The organism is Nonlabens sp. (genome assembly GCF_047636915.1).
In the GTDB taxonomy this organism is placed as follows: domain Bacteria; phylum Bacteroidota; class Bacteroidia; order Flavobacteriales; family Flavobacteriaceae; genus Nonlabens.
Genome location: NZ_JBLIGN010000001.1, coordinates 1 through 20,606, shown reverse-complemented (window position 1 = coordinate 20,606; position 20,606 = coordinate 1). Strand labels below are relative to the sequence as shown.

The 20,606-nt window shown below is 38.1% G+C and carries 20 protein-coding genes; 17 read left to right on the top strand and 3 right to left on the bottom strand.

Annotation, left to right across the window (positions count from 1 at the left end):
• Nucleotides 1–21 precede the first annotated feature (21 nt).
• The 12 genes from hisG to ACJAT0_RS00045 all read left to right on the top strand — a co-directional run bounded on the left by hisG (nt 22) and on the right by ACJAT0_RS00045 (nt 10,831).
• Complete coding sequence (gene hisG / locus ACJAT0_RS00100; protein WP_374001966.1) at nt 22–873, top strand: ATP phosphoribosyltransferase; 852 nt, start codon at nt 22–24, stop codon at nt 871–873.
• Complete coding sequence (gene hisD / locus ACJAT0_RS00095; protein WP_415180008.1) at nt 873–2,168, top strand: histidinol dehydrogenase; 1,296 nt, start codon at nt 873–875, stop codon at nt 2,166–2,168. Before hisG ends, hisD begins: the two co-directional genes overlap by 1 nt.
• Before the next feature lie 35 nt (nt 2,169–2,203).
• Nucleotides 2,204–3,370: a pyridoxal phosphate-dependent aminotransferase gene (locus tag ACJAT0_RS00090; RefSeq protein ID WP_415180007.1), complete on the top strand. Its 1,167-nt coding sequence runs from the start codon at nt 2,204–2,206 to the stop codon at nt 3,368–3,370.
• Nucleotides 3,371–3,409: 39 nt separating this feature from the next.
• Complete coding sequence (gene hisB / locus ACJAT0_RS00085; protein WP_415180006.1) at nt 3,410–4,528, top strand: bifunctional histidinol-phosphatase/imidazoleglycerol-phosphate dehydratase HisB; 1,119 nt, start codon at nt 3,410–3,412, stop codon at nt 4,526–4,528.
• Entirely contained in the window at nt 4,525–5,199 is a 675-nt protein-coding gene (gene hisH / locus ACJAT0_RS00080) for an imidazole glycerol phosphate synthase subunit HisH (protein WP_415180005.1), read from the top strand. Before hisB ends, hisH begins: the two co-directional genes overlap by 4 nt.
• Nucleotides 5,200–5,251: 52 nt before the next feature.
• The gene (gene hisA / locus ACJAT0_RS00075) at nt 5,252–6,010 is read left to right on the top strand and encodes a 1-(5-phosphoribosyl)-5-[(5-phosphoribosylamino)methylideneamino]imidazole-4-carboxamide isomerase (RefSeq protein WP_415180065.1); all 759 of its coding nucleotides are present in this window, start codon (nt 5,252–5,254) and stop codon (nt 6,008–6,010) included.
• Nucleotides 6,003–6,545, top strand: coding sequence for a GNAT family N-acetyltransferase (locus ACJAT0_RS00070; protein WP_415180004.1), 543 nt, complete (start codon nt 6,003–6,005; stop codon nt 6,543–6,545). The genes hisA and ACJAT0_RS00070 overlap by 8 nt, the downstream gene beginning before the upstream one ends.
• Before the next feature lie 101 nt (nt 6,546–6,646).
• Nucleotides 6,647–7,456, top strand: a complete 810-nt coding sequence (hisF, locus tag ACJAT0_RS00065; RefSeq protein WP_415180003.1) for an imidazole glycerol phosphate synthase subunit HisF — start codon at nt 6,647–6,649, stop codon at nt 7,454–7,456.
• A 111-nt stretch (nt 7,457–7,567) separates the two neighbouring features.
• Nucleotides 7,568–8,227 carry a bifunctional phosphoribosyl-AMP cyclohydrolase/phosphoribosyl-ATP diphosphatase HisIE gene (gene hisIE, locus ACJAT0_RS00060; protein ID WP_415180002.1) on the top strand — a complete coding sequence of 220 codons (660 nt, stop codon included), beginning with the start codon at nt 7,568–7,570 and terminating at the stop codon, nt 8,225–8,227.
• A gap of 45 nt (nt 8,228–8,272) precedes the next feature.
• Nucleotides 8,273–8,992: a hypothetical protein gene (locus tag ACJAT0_RS00055; RefSeq protein ID WP_415180001.1), complete on the top strand. Its 720-nt coding sequence runs from the start codon at nt 8,273–8,275 to the stop codon at nt 8,990–8,992.
• Nucleotides 8,967–9,614, top strand: coding sequence for a hypothetical protein (locus tag ACJAT0_RS00050; RefSeq protein ID WP_415180000.1), 648 nt, complete (start codon nt 8,967–8,969; stop codon nt 9,612–9,614). The genes ACJAT0_RS00055 and ACJAT0_RS00050 overlap by 26 nt, the downstream gene beginning before the upstream one ends.
• A gap of 92 nt (nt 9,615–9,706) precedes the next feature.
• Nucleotides 9,707–10,831: an alkene reductase gene (locus tag ACJAT0_RS00045; protein WP_415179999.1), complete on the top strand. Its 1,125-nt coding sequence runs from the start codon at nt 9,707–9,709 to the stop codon at nt 10,829–10,831.
• Here the strand turns inward: ACJAT0_RS00045 and ACJAT0_RS00040 are convergent.
• Entirely contained in the window at nt 10,808–11,371 is a 564-nt protein-coding gene (locus ACJAT0_RS00040; RefSeq protein WP_374003737.1) for a TetR/AcrR family transcriptional regulator, read from the bottom strand. The two genes, ACJAT0_RS00045 and ACJAT0_RS00040, sit on opposite strands and share 24 nt — an antisense overlap.
• A gap of 107 nt (nt 11,372–11,478) precedes the next feature.
• Here ACJAT0_RS00040 and ACJAT0_RS00035 point away from each other — a divergent pair, with 107 nt between their 5' ends.
• Nucleotides 11,479–13,131, top strand: a complete 1,653-nt coding sequence (locus ACJAT0_RS00035) for an aromatic amino acid hydroxylase (protein WP_415179998.1) — start codon at nt 11,479–11,481, stop codon at nt 13,129–13,131.
• A gap of 447 nt (nt 13,132–13,578) precedes the next feature.
• Here the strand turns inward: ACJAT0_RS00035 and ACJAT0_RS00030 are convergent, their stop codons facing one another.
• Entirely contained in the window at nt 13,579–14,259 is a 681-nt protein-coding gene (locus ACJAT0_RS00030; protein WP_415179997.1) for a histidine kinase, read from the bottom strand.
• Nucleotides 14,260–14,334: 75 nt separating this feature from the next.
• On the opposite strand from ACJAT0_RS00030, the gene ACJAT0_RS00025 reads away from it, so the two are divergent.
• Both ACJAT0_RS00025 and ACJAT0_RS00020 read left to right on the top strand, forming a co-directional pair.
• A complete protein-coding gene (locus tag ACJAT0_RS00025) occupies nt 14,335–14,757 on the top strand; it encodes a rhodanese-like domain-containing protein (protein ID WP_374003740.1) in 423 nt (140 codons plus the stop codon).
• 121 nt (nt 14,758–14,878) lie between these two features.
• Nucleotides 14,879–15,712, top strand: a complete 834-nt coding sequence (locus ACJAT0_RS00020) for a helix-turn-helix domain-containing protein (protein WP_415179996.1) — start codon at nt 14,879–14,881, stop codon at nt 15,710–15,712.
• Nucleotides 15,713–15,738: 26 nt separating this feature from the next.
• On the opposite strand, the gene ACJAT0_RS00015 is transcribed toward ACJAT0_RS00020, so the two are convergent.
• Nucleotides 15,739–16,539: a hypothetical protein gene (locus ACJAT0_RS00015; RefSeq protein ID WP_415179995.1), complete on the bottom strand. Its 801-nt coding sequence runs from the start codon at nt 16,537–16,539 to the stop codon at nt 15,739–15,741.
• A gap of 144 nt (nt 16,540–16,683) precedes the next feature.
• Between ACJAT0_RS00015 and ACJAT0_RS00010 the strand changes: the two genes are divergently transcribed.
• Complete coding sequence (locus tag ACJAT0_RS00010) at nt 16,684–19,812, top strand: WD40/YVTN/BNR-like repeat-containing protein (RefSeq protein WP_415179994.1); 3,129 nt, start codon at nt 16,684–16,686, stop codon at nt 19,810–19,812.
• A gap of 423 nt (nt 19,813–20,235) precedes the next feature.
• Nucleotides 20,236–20,606, top strand: a 371-nt coding sequence (locus tag ACJAT0_RS00005) for a hypothetical protein (protein WP_415179993.1), incomplete at its 3' end; no start/stop codon positions are given.

Here is a 20,606-nt window from a genome sequence, read left to right as displayed (position 1 = left end):
AAAAGAATGACAATAAAAATTATGATCAGAATAGCAGTACAAAAATCAGGAAGACTATCCGATAAATCTTTGCAGCTCTTAAAGGATTGCGGAATCAAATTTGACAACGGTGGTCGCAAGTTAGCCACTCAAGCAAAAAACTTTCCTCTGGAAATCCTTTTCCTGCGAGACGACGATATTCCACAATATGTGGCAAATGGAGTTGCCGATCTTGGAATATTAGGATTGAACGAGGTAGAAGAAAAAGACCAAAAAGTAGATGTGATCAAGCAACTAGGATTTGCTGGGTGTAGACTAAGTCTTGCTGTTCAAAAAGATGTGGATTATACAGGGCTAGAATGGTTTAATGGTAAGAAAGTAGCCAGCAGCTACACCACTATCGTTAAAAAGTTTTTTGCTGAGAAAGGCATCAATGCCACCACCGAAGAAATAGGCGGGTCTGTAGAAATAGCGCCCGGAATAGGTCTTGCAGAAGGAATATGCGATATCGTTTCAACAGGCTCAACTCTTATCATGAATGGTCTAAAAGAGGTAGAGACAGTCATGAATAGTGAAGCTGTATTAATCTCTAATCCCAATTTAAACGTTGAGAAGAAAGGATTACTTGACAAGTTAACCTTTAGAATGGATGCCGTACAAAATGCGCAAAGAAACAAGTACATTCTACTCAACGCGCCAAACAATAAGATTGAAGAAATCTCTGCATTACTTCCTGGAATGAAAAGTCCAACAGTTTTACCACTAGCCGAAGAAGGCTGGTCAAGTTTACACTCCGTAATTGAAGAAAATGACTTTTGGAATGTGATCGATCAGCTTAAAGCTGCTGGTGCCCAAGGAATATTAGTAAACCCAATTGAAAAATTAATAGCCTAATGAAAATTATTTCTAACCCAAACCAATCGCAACAACAGCTATTATTAGAACGTCCGCAACAAAAACGCGCTCAGGTGGAAACTGCTGTAAAAGACATCATTCAATTAGTTAGAGATAACGGCGACCAAGCCTTAGTTGCTTTTGCAGAAAAATTTGACAAGGCAACACTTACTGTCCTCCAGGTAACTGAAGAAGAAATTGAACAAGCAGGCAACCAAATTGCTCCAGAACTAAAAGCCGCGATTCAAACGGCTTATCAAAATATTTACAAATTTCACGAAGCTAACTACACCAAGGAGTATCCGGTTATAGAAACCATGCCCGGAGTGACTTGCTGGAGAAAATCTCTCCCTATTCAAAAGGTAGGATTGTACATTCCTGGCGGCTCTGCTCCTCTTTTTTCAACGGTATTAATGCTCGCTATTCCCGCAAAAATAGCCGGCAACAAAAAAGTAGTTCTTTGCAGTCCCACAGATGCTGACGGAAACATTCATCCAGCAGTTTTGTACACGGCAAACTTATGTGGTGTTACCGAAATATACAAAGCTGGTGGCGCACAAGCCGTAGCTGCAATGACCCATGGAACAGAGAGTATTCCCGCAGTAGATAAAATTTTCGGACCTGGAAATGCCTTCGTCACTAAAGCAAAAGAACTCGCTCAACAACAAGGGGTTGCGATAGATATGCCCGCAGGACCGTCAGAAGTGTTGATCATCGCTGACAAGGATGCAAATCCAGAATTTGTAGCTTCAGACCTTCTTTCTCAGGCAGAACATGGACCAGATTCTCAGGTCATCCTATTAACGGACTCTTTGAGCTTAAGCGAGGCTGTGAATAACGCAATAGAAATACAATTAAGCACGCTTTCGCGAAAGCAAACTGCAGAAAAAGCTATAGAGAACAGCAAAACTATAGTTTTAAAAAACATGAAAGAATGCATCAATTGGTCCGATGCCTATGCCCCAGAGCACTTGATTATAAACACTATAAATGCTGACGAAATAGCCGAACAAATTCAAGTAGCTGGCTCGATTTTTATAGGCTCCTATACCTGTGAAAGTTTAGGAGATTATGCCAGCGGAACCAACCATACCCTGCCTACTTATGGATATGCCCGTAATTACAGTGGTGTGTCGGTTGATAGCTTTGTAAATAAGGTAACCTATCAAAAAGCGACCGCTCAAGGTATTAAAAACTTAGGCCCGGCTGTTGAGCAAATGGCTGCTGCAGAAGGTCTTGAGGCACATAAAAATGCGGTGTCTATACGATTAAAGAGCATTGAAAATAACAATTAACAGATACTGCATCAAATGCGAAATGACACAATAAAATGGAATTTAACTTAGAACACATAGTCCGTAAAAACATATGGAATCTGCAGCCGTATTCTAGTGCACGTAGCGAATTTGACCTCTATGGTAGTGGAAAAAAGGAGTTGACTTTATTAGATGCAAATGAGAATCCTAAAGGAGATTTGAATAGGTATCCAGACCCAATGCAGTCTCCGATTAAGCAAGAACTTGCAAAGCAAAAAGAGATCTCTAAAGATCAGATTTTTGTGGGTAATGGAAGTGATGAAGCGATAGATTTACTCTACCGCATTTTTTGTGAACCAGGTAAGGATAAAGTTATTCTGTGTCCACCTACTTACGGTATGTATGCAGTAAGTGCAGCCATCAACGATGTGGAAGTGTTAAAAATTGATTTGACAGAGCGTTTTGAATTGAATATAGATGCCATACTTGAAAAGATTTCGAACTGCGCAGAAAATGAACAACCTAAATTATTATGGATTTGTTCTCCTAATAACCCAACTGGCAACGCACCTCTGAAAGCCGATTTAAAACACGACTGGCAAGCTCAAAACTACACTCATGGTGGTATGATGGACATGCCGTTTGCACCAGCATTTGAAGCTGAAATGCTAGACAATCAGCGTAATTTAGACAAATTATTTGGTGCTTTTAATGGCATCATAGTCGTTGATGAAGCCTATCAAGACTTTACAGAGAACACCAGTTTTATCAACCGGCTAGAGGATTATCCCAATCTGGTAGTTTTGCAAACCATGTCTAAAGCACATGGACTTGCTGGTGCAAGAGTTGGTTTTGCATTTGCCTCTCCAGAAATTATTGAATTATTCAATAGGACAAAACCACCTTATAATGTGAATGAACTGTCTCAAAAAGCAGTTCTCACAGCCTTATTACAAACAGAAAAAAAAGAGCGAGAAATAAAAGAGATAATCACTAACAGAGATTTTCTTGCTGAACATTTAAAAAGTTTTGACTTCATCAATGAAGTATATCCTAGTGAAGCAAATTTCTTATTAGCTCAAGTAGAAAATGCTAATGAGGTGTATAATTACTTACGTGATAATGGAGTGATTATACGTAATCGCAGCAGTCAGATTAAGGATACCTTGCGATTTACTGTTGGGACTAGAAAAGAATGTAAAGAAGTGATACAGGCGTTGAGCGCGTTTAAAACGAATTAGAATAATTAAAACCGAAGCCGTTCCACAACGGCCTGAACTATGAAAAAAGTATTATTTATAGACCGAGACGGTACGATTGTAAAAGAACCACCAGTAGATTATCAACTGGATAGTTATGAGAAGCTGGAGTTTTTACCTATGGCGATTACACAATTGCACCGCATCGCTAGAGAGCTGGATTATGAACTCGTAATGGTAACTAATCAAGATGGTTTGGGAACAAATAGTTTTCCCGAAAACACGTTCTGGCCAGTTCATAATTTAATGATGAAGGTGTTGGAAAATGAAGGTGTCCACTTCAGCGAGGTATTGATAGACCGTTCTTTTCCTGAACAAAATGCACCTACGCGCAAGCCGCAAACTGGTTTAATGACCCATTATATCAAAGGCAATTATGACCTACAAAATAGTTATGTCATCGGCGACCGCAACAGTGATATGCAACTGGCAAAAAATCTAGGTTGTAAAGGTATTCAGCTTCCTTCTATTACGGATATTCCACTTGCCGAAGGAGAACTCTCTGAAACTATCGCATTATCTACCTCTAGTTGGAAAGAAATTTTTCTTTTTCTACGTGGGCAACCTCGTAAAGTAACAATAAGCCGCAAAACCAATGAAACCGATATCAACATTGTTTTAAATCTCGATGGCTCTGGAAATGGAACTATTGATACGGGATTGAAGTTCTATGATCACATGCTAGAACAATTGCAACGTCATGGTTCTTTAGATCTGGATATTAAGGTGAATGGCGATCTTGAAATTGATGAACATCACACTATTGAAGATACGGCGATTGCTTTAGGTACCGCTTTCGCGAAAGCCTTATCCTCAAAAAAAGGAATCAATAGATATGGCTTTTTACTGCCTATGGACGACTCGCTAGCACAAGTGGGAATAGACTTTGGTGGACGACCATGGATCGTTTGGAACGCAGAATTTAAGCGGGAATATGTGGGGGACATGCCTACAGAATTATTCTTTCACTTCTTTAAATCATTCAGCGATGCCGCACGATGCAACCTAAATATGAAAGTAGAAGGCGATAATGAACACCACAAAATCGAGTCACTTTTCAAAGCATTTGCAAAGGCTATAAAAATGGCAGTAAAACAAACTGGCGACGGGAAGTTGCCCAGCACAAAAGGAACCTTATGATAGCGATTGTAAAATATAATGCTGGAAATATAGGTAGTGTCACTAATGCACTTAACAGACTGGGAATACAAAACAAAGTAACTGATCATCCTGAAGAACTTAAGGCGGCAAGTAAAGTGATTTTTCCAGGTGTTGGTGAAGCTGGAACAGCTATGAACTACTTGCGGGAACGCGGACTGGACCAAGTTTTAAAAGAATTGACTCAACCCGTTCTAGGCATATGCCTAGGCATGCAATTGATGTGCCGTCACAGTGAAGAAGGCGATACAGATTGTCTAGGTATATTTGATACGAACGTAAAGAGGTTTCCGAGGCCAGAAATATACGAAGGGAAAGCTTCTGAACTAAAGGTACCGCATATAGGATGGAATATTTTAAGTTCAGAATTCAGTTTTCAGAGCGATACCCTTAACTTGTCGAAGGATTCAGAAAAACTCATAACTCTAAAATCTGAACTCTTAACTCGTCTTCAACCCAATACCGATGTTTATTATGTACATTCTTATTATGCTGAGATTTGTGAGAATACCATCGCGGCTTGTGACTACATCTTACCTTTTAGCAGCGTATTGCAAAAGGATAACTTTTATGCAACACAGTTTCATCCAGAGAAAAGTGCTGGGATTGGAGAACAGATATTGAATAATTTTTTAAATATGGAGCATGAGTAAAAGTCAATCGTCGATAGCCACAAGGGAAGCGAGCAGTCTACCATCGCGCAGTATGCGCATTATACCAGCCATAGATATTATAGACGGGAAATGTGTGCGACTGTCACAAGGAGATTACAATCAGAAAACGGTTTATAATGAAGATCCTCTAGAAGTAGCCAAAGAATTTGAAGCAAATGGCATACGGCATTTGCACCTTGTAGATCTAGATGGTGCAAAAAGTGCTCATGTAGTGAACTGGAAAGTATTAGAGCGTATTGCAGGGCAGACAGGATTGCAAGTAGATTTTGGTGGAGGCGTGAAGACGGATGAAGATATTAAAATAGTATTTGAAAGTGGCGCAAAACAGGTTACTGGCGGCAGTATAGCTGTAAAAGACGCAGAAACTTTTGAGGGCTGGATTTCAAACTATGGAAGTCATAAAATTATTCTAGGGGCAGACGCAAAAGATGGCAGGATTGCAACACACGGATGGTTAGAAAGCAGCGAGTTAGAAGTGGTTTCATTTATCAAAGAATGGAACAAAAAAAGAATTGAATACGTCATTTGTACGGATATTGCTAAAGATGGAATGCTTTCAGGACCTAGTTATGAGTTGTATAAAGAAATACTAAGTCTTCACAAGCCTTCAGATAAAGATAAGAAGGTTCTCCATCAAGTGCAGAATGACATCAAGTTAATAGCTTCTGGTGGAGTTGCTGTCGCAGATGATTTACATCGGTTGCAAGATATGGGATGTGAAGGAGCTATAGTTGGTAAAGCATTTTATGAAGGTAGAATATCCTTTAAAGAATTAAGAGAGTTTGTATAGCGACCGCTTGACATATCAACTTATAAAAGTGAATGATCTACAAGAATTTCATGAATTAATTATAATACCTGAAGTAGATAAGTTCAATACCATGGGCATACCTGAAAGTATAGAAGTCACTCGACAATTACTAGATGAGGCCATCAAAGAGCAAAATAAAAAAAAGGCCAACAAACTCACCTACTCCGTCAAATTGAAAGACACGGAGGATTTTATTGGTATTTGCGGTATCATAAAGAGCTCTGAAAAATATGCTAAAGCAGAATTATGGATGAAATTTCACCCTAAGTTCTGGAATAATGGTTATGCTACAGAGACTATTCAGACACTTTTAAAAGCCTGTTTTAAAGAATACCAACTTCATAGAGTTGAAGCGGGATGTGCTGTTGAAAACCACGCATCAAAACGAGTGCTAGAAAAATGTGGTTTTATAATAGAAGGAATCCAAAGGAAAAATTTGCCTTTAAAAAGTGGATGGAGTAATAATTATGAGTTTGGAATTTTAGAGGAAGAATGGAATAAACAATTACCTTAAAAACAGGAATCTAACTGGTTTTAAATATACTATGAACCAATTCCGCACTTCAGCGGAATGACTAAAAAAAGTTTCCCTTTAGGGGAAATGTTTGCGAGACAATGGGGCTAAAAAAAAGAATCATACCATGCCTTGACATCAAGGATGGACGTACTGTAAAAGGAATTAACTTTATTGGTTTGCGAGATGCTGGTGATCCCGTGCAACTGGCAAAGCAATATGCAGATCAAGGAGCTGATGAATTGTGCTTCCTGGACATTACAGCAACTATTGAAAAACGAGATACACTCGTACCATTAGTAAAAGAAATAGCCGTTGTTTTAAACATTCCTTTTACCGTAGGAGGAGGCATTAATGATGTGGGGCTAGCTAAGGAAATCATTAAAGCTGGAGCCGATAAAGTCGCCATCAATAGTGCCGCAGTAAAGCGACCTAAATTAATTAGTGAACTAGCGGCAGAGTTAGGTAGTCAATGCGTTGTAGTTGCGGTTGATACCAAACGAATCCCGACAAATAATCAAAATGATTCATCACTCAAAAGCTGGATAAATAAAGTTTTTGTAGCTGGAGGGCGTGTGGAAACAGACCTAGAAACCATGGCCTGGTGTGAAGAAATAGAACGCCTAGGCGCTGGTGAAATTTTATTAACCAGTATGGACCATGACGGCACTAAAAACGGATTTGCATTAGAATTGACTGAATTGATTTCTAAGAAATTAAACATCCCTGTAATAGCCTCTGGAGGTGGTGGCACAGCAGCTCATTTTGAAGAGTTATTTAAGAATACCCAAGCTAGTGCCGGACTTGCTGCAAGTATTTTCCATTTTGGAGAATTGCCAGTTCCTGAGTTGAAAAAGCAGTTGGTGAAGGCTGGTGTCTCTATCAGAATTCCAGCGCAAGTAGGAATCTAATAGGTTGGCAACTTGCTTTCAAAGGAGTATAAAACGATTCTGCTATCCAGCAGAATGTCATTATTAGAAGCCGTCCAGCGACGGCCTGAAAAACGAAATTAAAATACTGAGGTGGAATTTAAAACTTCTACCTGCGATAAAATTGTAGCTATGAAATTAGATTGGAGTAAAGCAGAGAACGGATTACTACCAGCGATTGTACAAGATGCAACGAACAAAAAAGTCTTGATGCTGGGTTATATGAATAAAGAAGCTTTTGCAAAAACCCAAGCTGAAAAGAGAGTGACTTTTTATTCACGCAGTAAAAAGCGACTTTGGACTAAAGGAGAATCCTCTAACAACTTTCTAGATGTTGTCGATATTAAAATTGATTGTGATCAGGATGCGATTTTGATTCATGCAAACGCTCATGGGCCTACTTGCCATACAGGTGAGCTGAGTTGTTTTGATGGTGTTAATGAAACTCGCTTTGACGAAAGCGCAACAGAAAAAGCTTTCACTATTAATGATTTAGAAAAAATTATTCACCAGCGTATTGACGACAAAGTAGCAGGTTCTTACACCTATTCTTTGATTCAAAAAGGCATTAATAAAGTCGCTCAAAAAGTAGGCGAAGAAGCAGTTGAAACAGTCATAGACGCCATTAACGGCAAAGAAGAGGACTTTATCTATGAGGCTGGCGACTTGATGTACCATTACCTAGTTTTATTAAAAGCAAAAGGATTCTCACTAACTGATATCGAGAAAGAATTGGCTAACAGACATTTATAAGAACAATATCAGAAGGAGAGCTCCGTTATTATAAATAAATGACTTGTGAAAAAAGATGCTTTTTGTTACACACTCGTTCTGATTGTATTCATTATAACCTCCTGTAGTTCAGGAAGCTCTTCTCCTGCTGCAGCCTACAGCGCTCAAAATCGAGCCTATGTTCAGGGTAAAATAATCAATACCTCAGGCCAACCGATTATGAACGAAGAACTAGAAATTCTAGCCGTTCAAAACAACCTTTTACTAGGCACTTCAATCACAGATAGCAATGGTGAGTTTGATGCTATAGTCTTAGAAACAGGACTTAGAAGTTTTGATCCATTTCCAGCAAATTCTAGAAGTGGAGATAATGGATTTCTTGTACGTCTTAAAGACGTTAGCTACAGACACTCTTTCGTATTTGCATTTGTAGACTATCAGTACAACCAAGACCACAGCTTTCCTGAAGTTGTCATCACGCGAGGTGTGGCTGTTACAGTAAATTTCATAGATCAAAACTCGACCAACCTTCTGGAAAACGTAAGCTTATTTTACACAAATTCTAAGTGTTTGGAGTATTATCGGGATTATGAAAACAGAACACGATCCAATGAATGTCATCAAGAATTTGGTCAAATTAAAGAGGATGGAATCAACAGCATAACCACAAATAATGAGGTGCTGCTAAATACTCAAATACGAGTCTCCTATACTATAGATAGTATAGAACAAGAGCAATTATTTTTAATCAATCAAGAAAATGCGGTATTTACTATTAACTATTAGTCTTTTTATAATCAGCTACCACGCTATAGCTCAAGAAGTTGTAGACTCTCTTCATACGAAGTTGAAGGAATCAGAAATAAAACAACAGTTTCATTTTAAAGCAGGTTTTCAAACCGACTTTAGTTTAGGTGGAAGTTATATTTCTAGTGCAGACTCGCCTGCATTGGGTTTTAATATTCAGGTCGATTGGCAATTTTATAAATCTTTTCAATTGGGTTATGGTATGTTTAATACCTATCATAAAAACTTAGATAATAGTGTTTCCGGCCTAGTGGAGCAAACAAATTTGAAAGGAAGTTTTATAGGTATAGGTTATTTAATTCCATTAGGTAAGATCTGGTCCGTATCACCAAATATAAAATATGCTGATATTAAGTTAAATCAGAAAACAGCTTTTCAAAATAAGGAGTTTGAAGAAAATGCAGCTATGATTATTATTGGAGCTAGCATCAACTATCAGTTCAACAACCATATTTCCAGTTTTATAGATGTAGAATTCCGTCAACTCTATTATGATATTGACAGCAGTCCGCAATTACAAGAGTTTTATGATAAAGATCATTTCCTTACTCTATCCATAGGATTGAGGTATAGCTTTTTTTATAAGAAAAGCTTATTTTAAAATGTAATAGGATCGCTTTTACTATAAATAAAATCCAATTAACGAGACCTTAACCCAATTCCGTTCTTACCGCATTACCTTTAAAATAAAATATGAGCGAGATACAACCACTTCTACAACCCATAACTTTAGGAGCAGTACAACTTAAGAACAGAGTTATTATGGCTCCACTTACAAGGTGTAGAGCTACTAACGAGCATCAAGCACCAGATCAAAAACACATCGATTACTACACACAACGAGCTGGCGCGGGACTTATAATTTCAGAAGGTAGTGAGGTTTCAAAAAAAGCAAGAGGCTATGCTTTTGTAGCGGGAATATTTAACGACGCACAGATAGAAGGTTGGAAAAAAGTAGTGGATAGTGTGCACCATAAAGGTGGTAAAATATTTATGCAACTATGGCACGTGGGCCGTACTTCTTTACCTGACTTTCATGATGGAGAACTGCCATGGGCACCAAGTGCGGTGAATCCTAATATCGAATTGAGAAATGCTCATGGTGAAAAGAAACAAACCGTTACACCTCATGCTATGACTATTGAAGAGATACAGCAAACGGTTAAAGAATTTGGTCAAGCAGCAGCAAATGCAAAAACAGCAGGATTTGACGGTGTAGAAATACACAGTTCAAACGGCTACTTGATCCATCAATTTTTCAATAATGAATCCAACCTAAGAACCGACCAATATGGTGGAAGTAATGAAAACAAGGCGCGGTTCTTTTTTGAAATCCTCGAGGCCGTAAAAGAATCCTTTCCAGTGAATAGAATAGGATGTCGTTTAAATCCTTCTTTACATGGCGTTTTTGGAATTCATGGAACTCCAGATACGATTCCGTTTTTTGATTACCTGATCCATCGTTTAAACGATCATGATTTAGCTTATATGCATTTATCAGAACCTTTTACAGATGTAAGTGATGTCAAATTTCTAGAAAGTAATATTGCAAAACATTACCGGCCTATTTATAAAGGGAATTTAATGATCAATAACGCGTTTGATCGGGAATCTGGCAATCAAATCATTGAAGAAGGACATGCAGATTTAGTAGCATTTGGAAAGCTGTTTATATCTAATCCTGATTTGCCAATTCGTTTTCAATTAAAAGCCAAAACTTCCGCATGGAATCAAGATACGTTCTATTCTCAGGGACGCGAAGGTTATACGGACTACCCTATCCTAGAAGATGTGCTAAGTGCGAACTCCAGTAAGTAATATTTGAGGCAACTCTTTTTTAAGGTCGGCTACTTCGCTAGCCGACTTTTTTGGTATCCATAAATATATAGACCTCAATGTGCTTAACAGGTTAAAAAGCAGGGTTTCCACATTCATAGATTTAAAATCACCAGTAGCGATACCGCTTTCTAGAATTTTTTTAAAGTCAAGTTCATAATTCTTTCGCAGCCTTATATATTCCTGATACTCTAGTCCTTCTAGATGCATCCAGTCGGTATTCAATACAGCCAATGCGTTGGTGTATTCAAGAGCTATTTTTATGTGTAATAGAATAAGTTGTTCCGCTTTCTCAAAAGCGGACTTATCATTCCTTTCCACGGCATTCATTCCAGCAGTAAATTCATGAGCTACCTCCAGTATGAGTGTGGCTAAAATTTCTTGTTTTCCAGAAATATGGTTGTACAAACTGGCCGCTTTCATATCCATAGCAGCTGCTAGATCACGCATGGTGACAGCGCTGTATCCACGTTCTTTAAAAAGTTGTGCAGCGGTTTTGAGTATTTGCTTTTTACGAGTCATGAATTGCAAATATAATCCATGTATAGTATCTTAAAAATGGTTAAAGTTGGGTAGGGAATAATTAATTTTATTCATTTTACACTAGCTTTGAACTTTATCTTACAAAAATGCTAGAGAGTATACAGACTAATCCACTTATAGAGCGATTGCCACCACATTTGAAACAGTTTATAAAGCCCCAAAATTATGAGCTTTACACTTATCAGGATCAAGCTGTATGGCGTCATGTGATGCGAAAAAATGTGGATTTTCTGAGTCAAGTGGCTCATGACTCTTACCTAGACGGACTGAAAAAAACAGGGATTTCTATAGATAATATTCCATCTATGTACGGAATGAATCGCATTTTAAAAGAAATAGGTTGGGCTGCTGTTGCTGTAGATGGGTTTATACCGCCCGCGGCATTTATGGAGTTTCAAGCTTACAAAATACTCGTCATTGCGGCCGATATTAGGCAAATGGATAACATAGAATACACACCTGCACCAGATATTATTCACGAAGCAGCTGGACATGCTCCTATTATCGCAAGCCCTGATTATGCAGAATATTTAAGACGTTTTGGCGAAATAGGTAGCAAAGCTATTTCTAGTGCTCACGACCAAGAAGTCTATGAAGCAGTGCGTAAAATTTCTATTCTTAAAGAAACACGCAGCGAAAAAGAAAACACCGCTCTAAATAAGGAAATTACCGCTGCTGAAGCAGAGATTGAACGCCTGCAAAACAAAAAAGTAACCCCTAGCGAGATGTCCCTGATAAGAAACCTGCACTGGTGGACTGTAGAGTATGGTCTTGTAGGGACACTTGAAAACCCTAAATTATATGGTGCTGGATTATTATCCAGTCTGGGCGAAAGCAAAAGTTGTCTACAACCTGATGTTGAAAAAAGGACGTATTCTATGGATGCAGCTTATCAGGAATTTGACATAACACGCAAGCAACCGCATCTTTATGTGACCCCTAATTTTGCGCACCTTAGTGAAGTCTTAGAAGAGTTTGCAAACTCAATGGCCGTCCGTAAAGGTGGGCATCGAGGTCTACAAAAATTAATTGATTCAAAATCATTAGGCACTATAGAGATAAGTACCGGATTGCAAGTGAGTGGCGTTTTTACTCGCATGATTAAAAATGACGATAATGAAGTCGTTTATTTTGAAACCACAGGAAATAGCGCTCTTGCTTACAGAGAAAAAGAGCTGATAGGTCACGGAATAGCCACTCATAAAGAAGGTTTTCTCTCGCCCTTAGGTAAATTAAAAGGGATTAATCTTGCTATTGAGGATATGGGACCTCGAGATTTACAAGCTTATAATTTTTACGATAACGAACGTATCGAATTCACTTATGAGAGCGGTATAAGAGTAGAAGGATTGAATGTTACCGGACAGCGTAATGTAAATGGTAAATTGATGTTGATTCAGTTTATAGATTGTACCGTGACTTATAAAGATGAAATATTATTCTCCCCAGAAGATGGTATGCTTAATCTAGCCGTAGGAAAAGGAATTACAAGTGCTTATGCCGGTCCAGCAGATCATTATAGCTTTGATCTCGTCTTTCATGAAAGTGATACCAAAACGGTAAAACCAGTATTTTCTAAAAGAGAAAGAACACTACAAGATTTATATGAAAAAGTGCGTCATTATCGGGAGGAAGATAAAATTAACAAGCCCTTACTCAAGAAATTAAAAGCTCAAGTTGAAAATAATTATCCTGAGCAGTGGCTACTGATGGAGGAAATTGACGAATTGATAGAATAAAATAGGTACATGGAGCAACACAAAATATAAAATAATTATATAAAAGTTTACGGAAAATGTAGAAGTGAAATAGCCTATTGAACTGATACAAACACACGCTTAGAATTTGAAATACAAGACGGGAAACAAAAAATATAAACTGTAAAAGGTATGGAACTAACACAGAATGTCACGTAGATCAATTGTGTGCCCAAAGCTCCAACCTGCAATACTTGATGGTAGCTTTAGTTGTTGTAACCACACAAATAATCCCCTTATACTTTGTCTATTTTAGTAATAGCGAGTACGTCATCATTGCTTTTAGCCTTCCGTTTGTAGTTTATTTTATCCTTCATCAACAGGACCAAAAACGTCTTTCTAATTTTAATAAGAGGAAATTAAAGGGGCGCACTCACAACATAGTATAAGAAAAATAAAGACCCGAAGCGCCACTATGCGTTCTCTTATTTAATCAATGTCTATCTCCACATTAACCACAGTTCCATTCCCCGCAGTGCTCGTGAATTTTAAATCGGCATGGAGTTTTTGAACTGCATTCTCAATTGTTTTTATTCCATTGCCATCTGCGATTAGTTTACGGGAATACCCTTTTCCATTATCGTGTGTTATGATATTAAGTCTTCCCTCCTCTACAGACGCGATACTAAAAATATAGTTAGCTTCAGAATGAATAATCGCGTTGTGTAAGCCTTCGTTAATGATGGTTAATAGGTACAAAATTTCTAAAGGCTCAAAACTGAGTAGCTCTTTATCGGGGAAATTCATTTTATAAACCGCCTTATTTTTTATCGCTTTTTGATAATGATTTTGAAGGTTTCTTGTGGCTGTTGCTACATCTTTTAAAGTAAAACTACTTCTACTGGCTGCAAATTGATATACTATGAAAACAGCTTCTGTTTTAACCGTTGTACTTTCTGGCTGCTTTTGGCCTAGTTCGATTAAGATTTCGTCTCTTTGATATTGCTTTTTTTGTTGCTCAAGTACCGTCTTAGTTTGCGATCTTCTGTTGCGCTGATGTTGCTCTCTCCTATCTGATGCTGCCATAAAATAGATCACTACCAGCCCTACTAGAATACCTATGCATATATGACCTAATAGTTCTTCCATGATTCTAAAATACTGATTCATTAAAAGTTGCTTTTATAATATACAACGGGTAATGTTACACTAAGATAAATTACTTGATCTACTCGGGTATTATTTATGAATATTTTAAATTCGAGTCTTTATTTTATTCCGCTTTCGCGAAAGCAAACTTACCACACACTTTATCCTAATTTAAAGGTAAGTATTAGAGAAACAACCGTCTTAAAAAGAAAAACTGTGTTCGGGATATTTAAAAACAACAAAAAAGAGATCATTCAAAAGTACCTCAAAGAAGATGCTCAATTGCTAGACGTACGTACCGCATCTGAATTTAATAACGGCCATATAGAAGGTTCTAAAAATATACCCTTTAACGCAATCGATCAAAAAATAGATGGCCTCGATAAAAACAAACCCGTAATTGTTTATTGTGCTATGGGAGGAAGAAGCAATATAGCCGCTAGTAAATTGAAGTCTAAAGGTTTTAAAGTAGTCAACGCTGTTGGAATAGGCTCCATGAGAAAATACCTTAAGCCTTGAAGCAGAAAATTAACTTCCTTTCAAAAGATGGTCTGTAAATTGATATAAGTTATACATTCTTCCTACTTTTACTACTAGTTCAGTGTATACGTGGCGTATAAATAAATTGAATTACAGAAATATGAAGTTAGCTTATCACGATATAAAAGACGAAAGTAAATTTACCCTTACCCGTTTTCAATGTGGCTCATCGTTGCAACTCCTAAAGGAAAAAGGACTTTACAAGATCATGTGGTGCACTGATGGTGAAGAATGCCTGATAGTAGACGGTTATGAAGTGGTTATTAAAAAAAATCAAATACTTTTTTGCACTCCTACTAATGTGGTTGAGATTCCTAAAGATACTCGTGGACTCATCGCTTTTGTATTCAATCGTGAGTTCTATTGCATCCAGCACAATGACTCTGAAGTATCCTGTATGGGACTGCTTTTCTATGGTTCTTCCAGTGCTCCTGTACTTGAATTAAATGAAAAAGACCAGCGCAGTTTTAATGCCATGCTGGTTTTATTCCAAGAAGAATTTGACACCAAAGACCATATCCAAGGAGAGATGTTACGCACCCTTTTAAAAAGAATGCTCATCACCTCAACAAGATTGATAAAACAAGAAAGCAACCAGACCGATCTATCTGTGAAACAGGTGGAATTAATCAGAAAATTTAATATTCTCGTAGAACAGCATTTTAAAGAAAAACATCAAGTCGCAGACTATGCCGCCTTGCTTTTTAAATCTCCTAAGACACTTTCTAATTTCTTTAAGAAAAACAATGTGAACTCGCCTTTAAAAATCATCAACGGTCGCATTACTGCCGAAGCTCGAAGATTGCTGCTCTACTCCGATAAAAGTGCTGAAGAAATCGCCTACGAATTAGGCTATAAGGAACCTAGTCATTTTTCTAAGTTTTTTAAGACTCAAGTAGGGATCTCTCCTCTTGCTTTTAGGAAGCAGACTTAAGACTAGTTAACTGATCAGAAATTATGCTAAAATCCAACCTCAACACCCAAAACAAAACCGGAAATACCTATTCCAGCTATGGAATAATCGTGATATCCTGTATAATAAGCCACCTTCTTTCTGTGGTATTTTAGTTGAAATCGAAGTTCATTTATATTGCTTTCATTTATAAAAGACTGTTGGAAAGAGGCGTGTAAACTGATAGGTTTACAAGGATAAACTTCTAATCCTATCGCATAAGCAAATCCCGCAGTATTTACTTCATTGCCGACATAAGTGGCACCGATTCCCCACCATCCGGTAACAGAACGTTCTCTGATGCAATAGTAATTGAGCAGGAATGAGGTGGTATTCCAGTTATCACTATTACCGGCCAGATTGTTTTCAAAAAAGTTATTATGAGATAATTCCAAGCCTAAAACAGGAAGAAAACGGTACGTCACATTTGCCTGAACACCTTGTATAGAATTGGCCGAAAAATAATTAACTCTAGCCTTTAACAAACTTCTTTTATCGCCATCGACGGCACCAAAATCATATTCGCCATTTACGTTATCATAATAATAGGGATAAGGAGCAAAATGACGATATTCTAGATGGCCAAAAAGCCCTTCATAGCCTGCGATTAAAAAAACTTCAACAAAAATATCTGCAAATAGATTTCCGAAAGTACGATCGCTACTAGAACTAGAGCTGCTAGAACTTGAACTACTGCTTGTTGACGCAGAACTAGAGTTAGAAGATAATTTTTGCTTTGCAGTACTTAATTTTGTTTGAGAAAAACTAATTATTGGAATCAGTAAACAGGTAAACAATAGCTTTTTCATGAGATCTTGTTGGTAGATAGTCTCGTTATCAACTATCGTGCCTGCCAACAAATAATGCTTTTAATAGAATGGACTTGAGCAATTCCTTTTCACTCTCTCTTTAATTCAAATTCAACCAGTATCTTTAAGAAAAATTTTCTAACTATGAATAAGCTTTATTACTTCCTGTTTATTTTTACTGTACTCGCTTTCGCGAAAGCGGAATCACAACCACTTCCAGAACCACCAGAAGAGCAGAAATATTATGAATCACAAGAATTTAGATTACTAGGACCCTTCCGTGGTGGACGAAGTGCTGCGGTGACTGGAGTTCCTGGAAAACCTAACTTATTCTACTTCGGCGGTACCGGCGGTGGCGTATGGAAAACGATGGATGGAGGACGAACATGGAGCAATATATCAGATGGTTTTTTTGGCGGTTCTATAGGTGCCGTAAGCGTTGCGCCTAGCGATCATAATGTCATCTATGTAGGTGGTGGAGAGAAAACTTTGCGTGGTAACGTATCCAGTGGCTACGGAGTCTGGAAAACAGAAAATGCCGGTAAAACATGGACCTTTGCCGGATTGCCTAAAAGCCGTCACGTACCGCGTATCGCCATAGACCCAAATGACCACCATATCGTTTATGCAGCAGTTTTAGGAAATATCTATACCCCTACAGCAGAACGTGGTGTTTATAAAAGCGTCGATGGTGGAAACACCTGGAGTAAAAAATTATTTGTAAATGATATGGCTGGTGCGGTAGATTTAATTATCGATCCTAGCAATGCACGTAATTTATATGCCACTACCTGGCGTGTGCAACGTACTCCTTATAGCCTATCTAGTGGTGGTGACGGTAGTGCGCTATGGAAAAGTACGGACTATGGGGAGACTTGGAAAGAAATTTCAAATAATGAAGGCTTTGCAAAAGGGACTCTAGGAATTATGGGGATTACCGTTTCTCCTGTAGATTCTGACCGACTTTATGCGATCGTAGAAAATAAAAAGGAAGGCGGGTTGTACCGCAGTGACGATGCTGGATTCACTTGGAAAAAAACAAATGATGATAGAAGCTTAAGACAACGCGCTTGGTATTACACACGTATTTATGCCGACACGGAAGATGTAGATCAACTTTATGTAGTGAACGTTTCATACCATAAAAGTACCGATGGCGGCAAAAACTTTACAAGTGCACGTGCTCCACATGGCGATCACCACGATTTATGGATAGCACCAGAAAACCCCAATCGCATGATTATGGGAGATGATGGTGGCGCACAAATCACTTATGATGGTGGCGAGACCTGGAGCACCTATCACAACCAGCCTACCGCACAATATTATCGTGTCACTACAGATGATTCTTTCCCTTATAGAATATACGTGGCGCAACAAGATAATGGAACCATAAGAATCCCGCACCGCACCACAGGAAATAGTATAAGCGAGACAGACTGGGAAGAAACAGCTGGAGGTGAAAGCGCACATATAGCGGTAGATCCTAAAAATAACGACATCGTTTATGGTGGTAGCTATGGCGGTTACTTGTCCAGATACAATCACAAAACCAAGTCTCAGCGTGCCATCAATGTATGGCCAGACAACCCAATGGGTCACGGTGCTGAAGGAATGAAATATCGTTTCCAGTGGAACTTCCCTATTCTATTTTCTAAGCACGAACCAAACAAGTTATACGCCTTTTCAAATAATGTACATGTCACCACAAATGAAGGTCAAAGCTGGGAAACGATCTCACCAGACTTGACTAGAAATGACCCAACAAAGTTAGTTTCTAGCGGTGGACCGATTACCCAAGACAACACAGGAGTGGAGTACTACTGTACCATTTTTGCTGCGGCAGAAAGTAGGCTGAACACTGGCGAACTTTGGGTAGGAAGTGATGATGGGCTGATACACCTTTCTAAAGATGCTGGAAAAAACTGGGTAAACATCACTCCTAAGGGAATGCCAGAATGGGCTCAGATCAACAGTATAGAACCCAGCCGTTATGATGCAGCAACTTGTTATGTAGCTGTAACCCGATATAAATTAGGTGATTTTACTCCTTATTTATACAAGACGACGGATTATGGAAAGTCGTGGAAAAAAATAACCGATGGCATTCCATCAGAGCATTTTACCAGAGTCGTACGTGAAGATGACCAGGTACAAGGAATGCTTTATGCAGGAACAGAAACGGGATTGTATATTTCTACCAATGATGGAAAATCATGGAAATCCTTTCAAATGAATTTACCGATTGTTCCTGTGACCGATCTAGCTGTAAAAGATAATAACCTGATTGTGGCCACACAAGGAAGAAGTTTATGGATTCATGATGATTTAGGATTGGTTAGAGCTGCTTTTAGTAGCTCGCTTTCGCGAAAGCAAAACACCAACCAACTCTTTCAACCTAAAACAGCGTATCGCATGGAAGGAACCGGAAGAGCTGGCTCACTTACCGCTGGAGCAAATCATCCTGCTGGCGTACAAGTACATTACTACTTGCCTGAAGTAACCGATAAAGACAGTATCTCACTTTCATTCTACGATTCAAAAGAGAAGCTTATTAAAACCTACGCTACTTATGATAAGAAGAATAAGCTAGAACCTAAAAAGGGAGCCAATTCCTTCAATTGGGATACGGTTTATGATGGTGCTGAAAAACTACCCGGTATGATATTGTGGTGGGCCAATCTTTCTGGTGCGCAAGCCGTGCCCGGAACTTATAGCGTAGAACTCATCGTAAATGGCGAAAAGCAATCCCAACCTATCAGCATTATCTCTACTCCTAATAGTGAAGCTAGCGAGGCTGATATGCAAGCACAATTTGACTTTGTGACTGAGATCAATGCTACGGTAGATAAAGCGCACAAGTCTATCAAAAACATACGCTCTTTTAATAAAAAGCTCCGTGCTTTTGAAACTTTATACGCTGACAGAGAAGAACAAGGAATCAAGGATATGGTTGCGATGTCTAAGGAAATGAAAAAGAAATTTGATGAAGTAGAAAAAGCATTATACCAAACGCAAAACAAAAGTGGTCAAGACCCCTTAAACTTCCCGATACGATTGACAAACAAACTAGCTCATTTAAATAGCCTCGCACAAGTAGGAGATTTTGCTCCTACATCTCAAAGCATCCAAGTAAAAAAGGAACTCACTGTGGAGATTGAAAAGCAACTTTCTATTTTTGATGAAGTAATGAATTCCGATAGTAAGAAGTTTAATGAAGAGTTTAATACGTTAGAATTGGATTATTTAATGATTGAGAAGGTGAAAAAATAATAAAAAACTTACTAGGTAAATGGATAGGCTATTATGAATATGGATTGGGTTATGGATTAGCGTTTTTTTTGGAGAACGTATCCTCTATCAAATTGAAATCAGTTTTAAAGATGAAGACTTTTTAGGCAGGTCTAAAGAAGAAAAATCCAAGTCTTCAGTTGGTTCAACAGGAAAAATAAATGGCTATATAGAAAATGATCTTATAACATTTATGAAAACTTACCCTATTAAATACACTATTCGTAATGATGATGTTATTGAAATTCCTAAAGGTTAGCAACTAGTTAATCATACAGGCTGCCTAGATAGAGAACATATGACTATGTAAGGCTTATGTACAATTGAGCAACATACGATAGAAAAAACGAGTTTTATGAGCCAGATCCACTAGAGGGTATTTGGCTTCTTAAGAAACAATAAACTATGGAAGAACTGAGCGGTTATTGGGAAGGTTATTTTATATATGGACTAGGCTATGAACTTCCGTTCTTTGGAGAGAAAGTGAAATTATTTGCTGAGTTAGAGTTTAAGGATGGAGAAATAACCGGTCATCATAGGGAAGAAAAAGGGCCTTTCTCTACTGGAAAAACAGTAAGGTTCAGTGGATTTTGGGAGCATAATATGGTCTCCTTAACTGTTCATTATACAAATAACGACGTGATATTAAAAGACGGATTCACTACAGAGAACTTAGAACACGAATTTGACGTTACCTATAATGGGAATTTAAATTTACAAAAAAAAGCTATAACAGGTCTTTGGTTTATGGAAAATGAAATGGATGGAGCACTCGA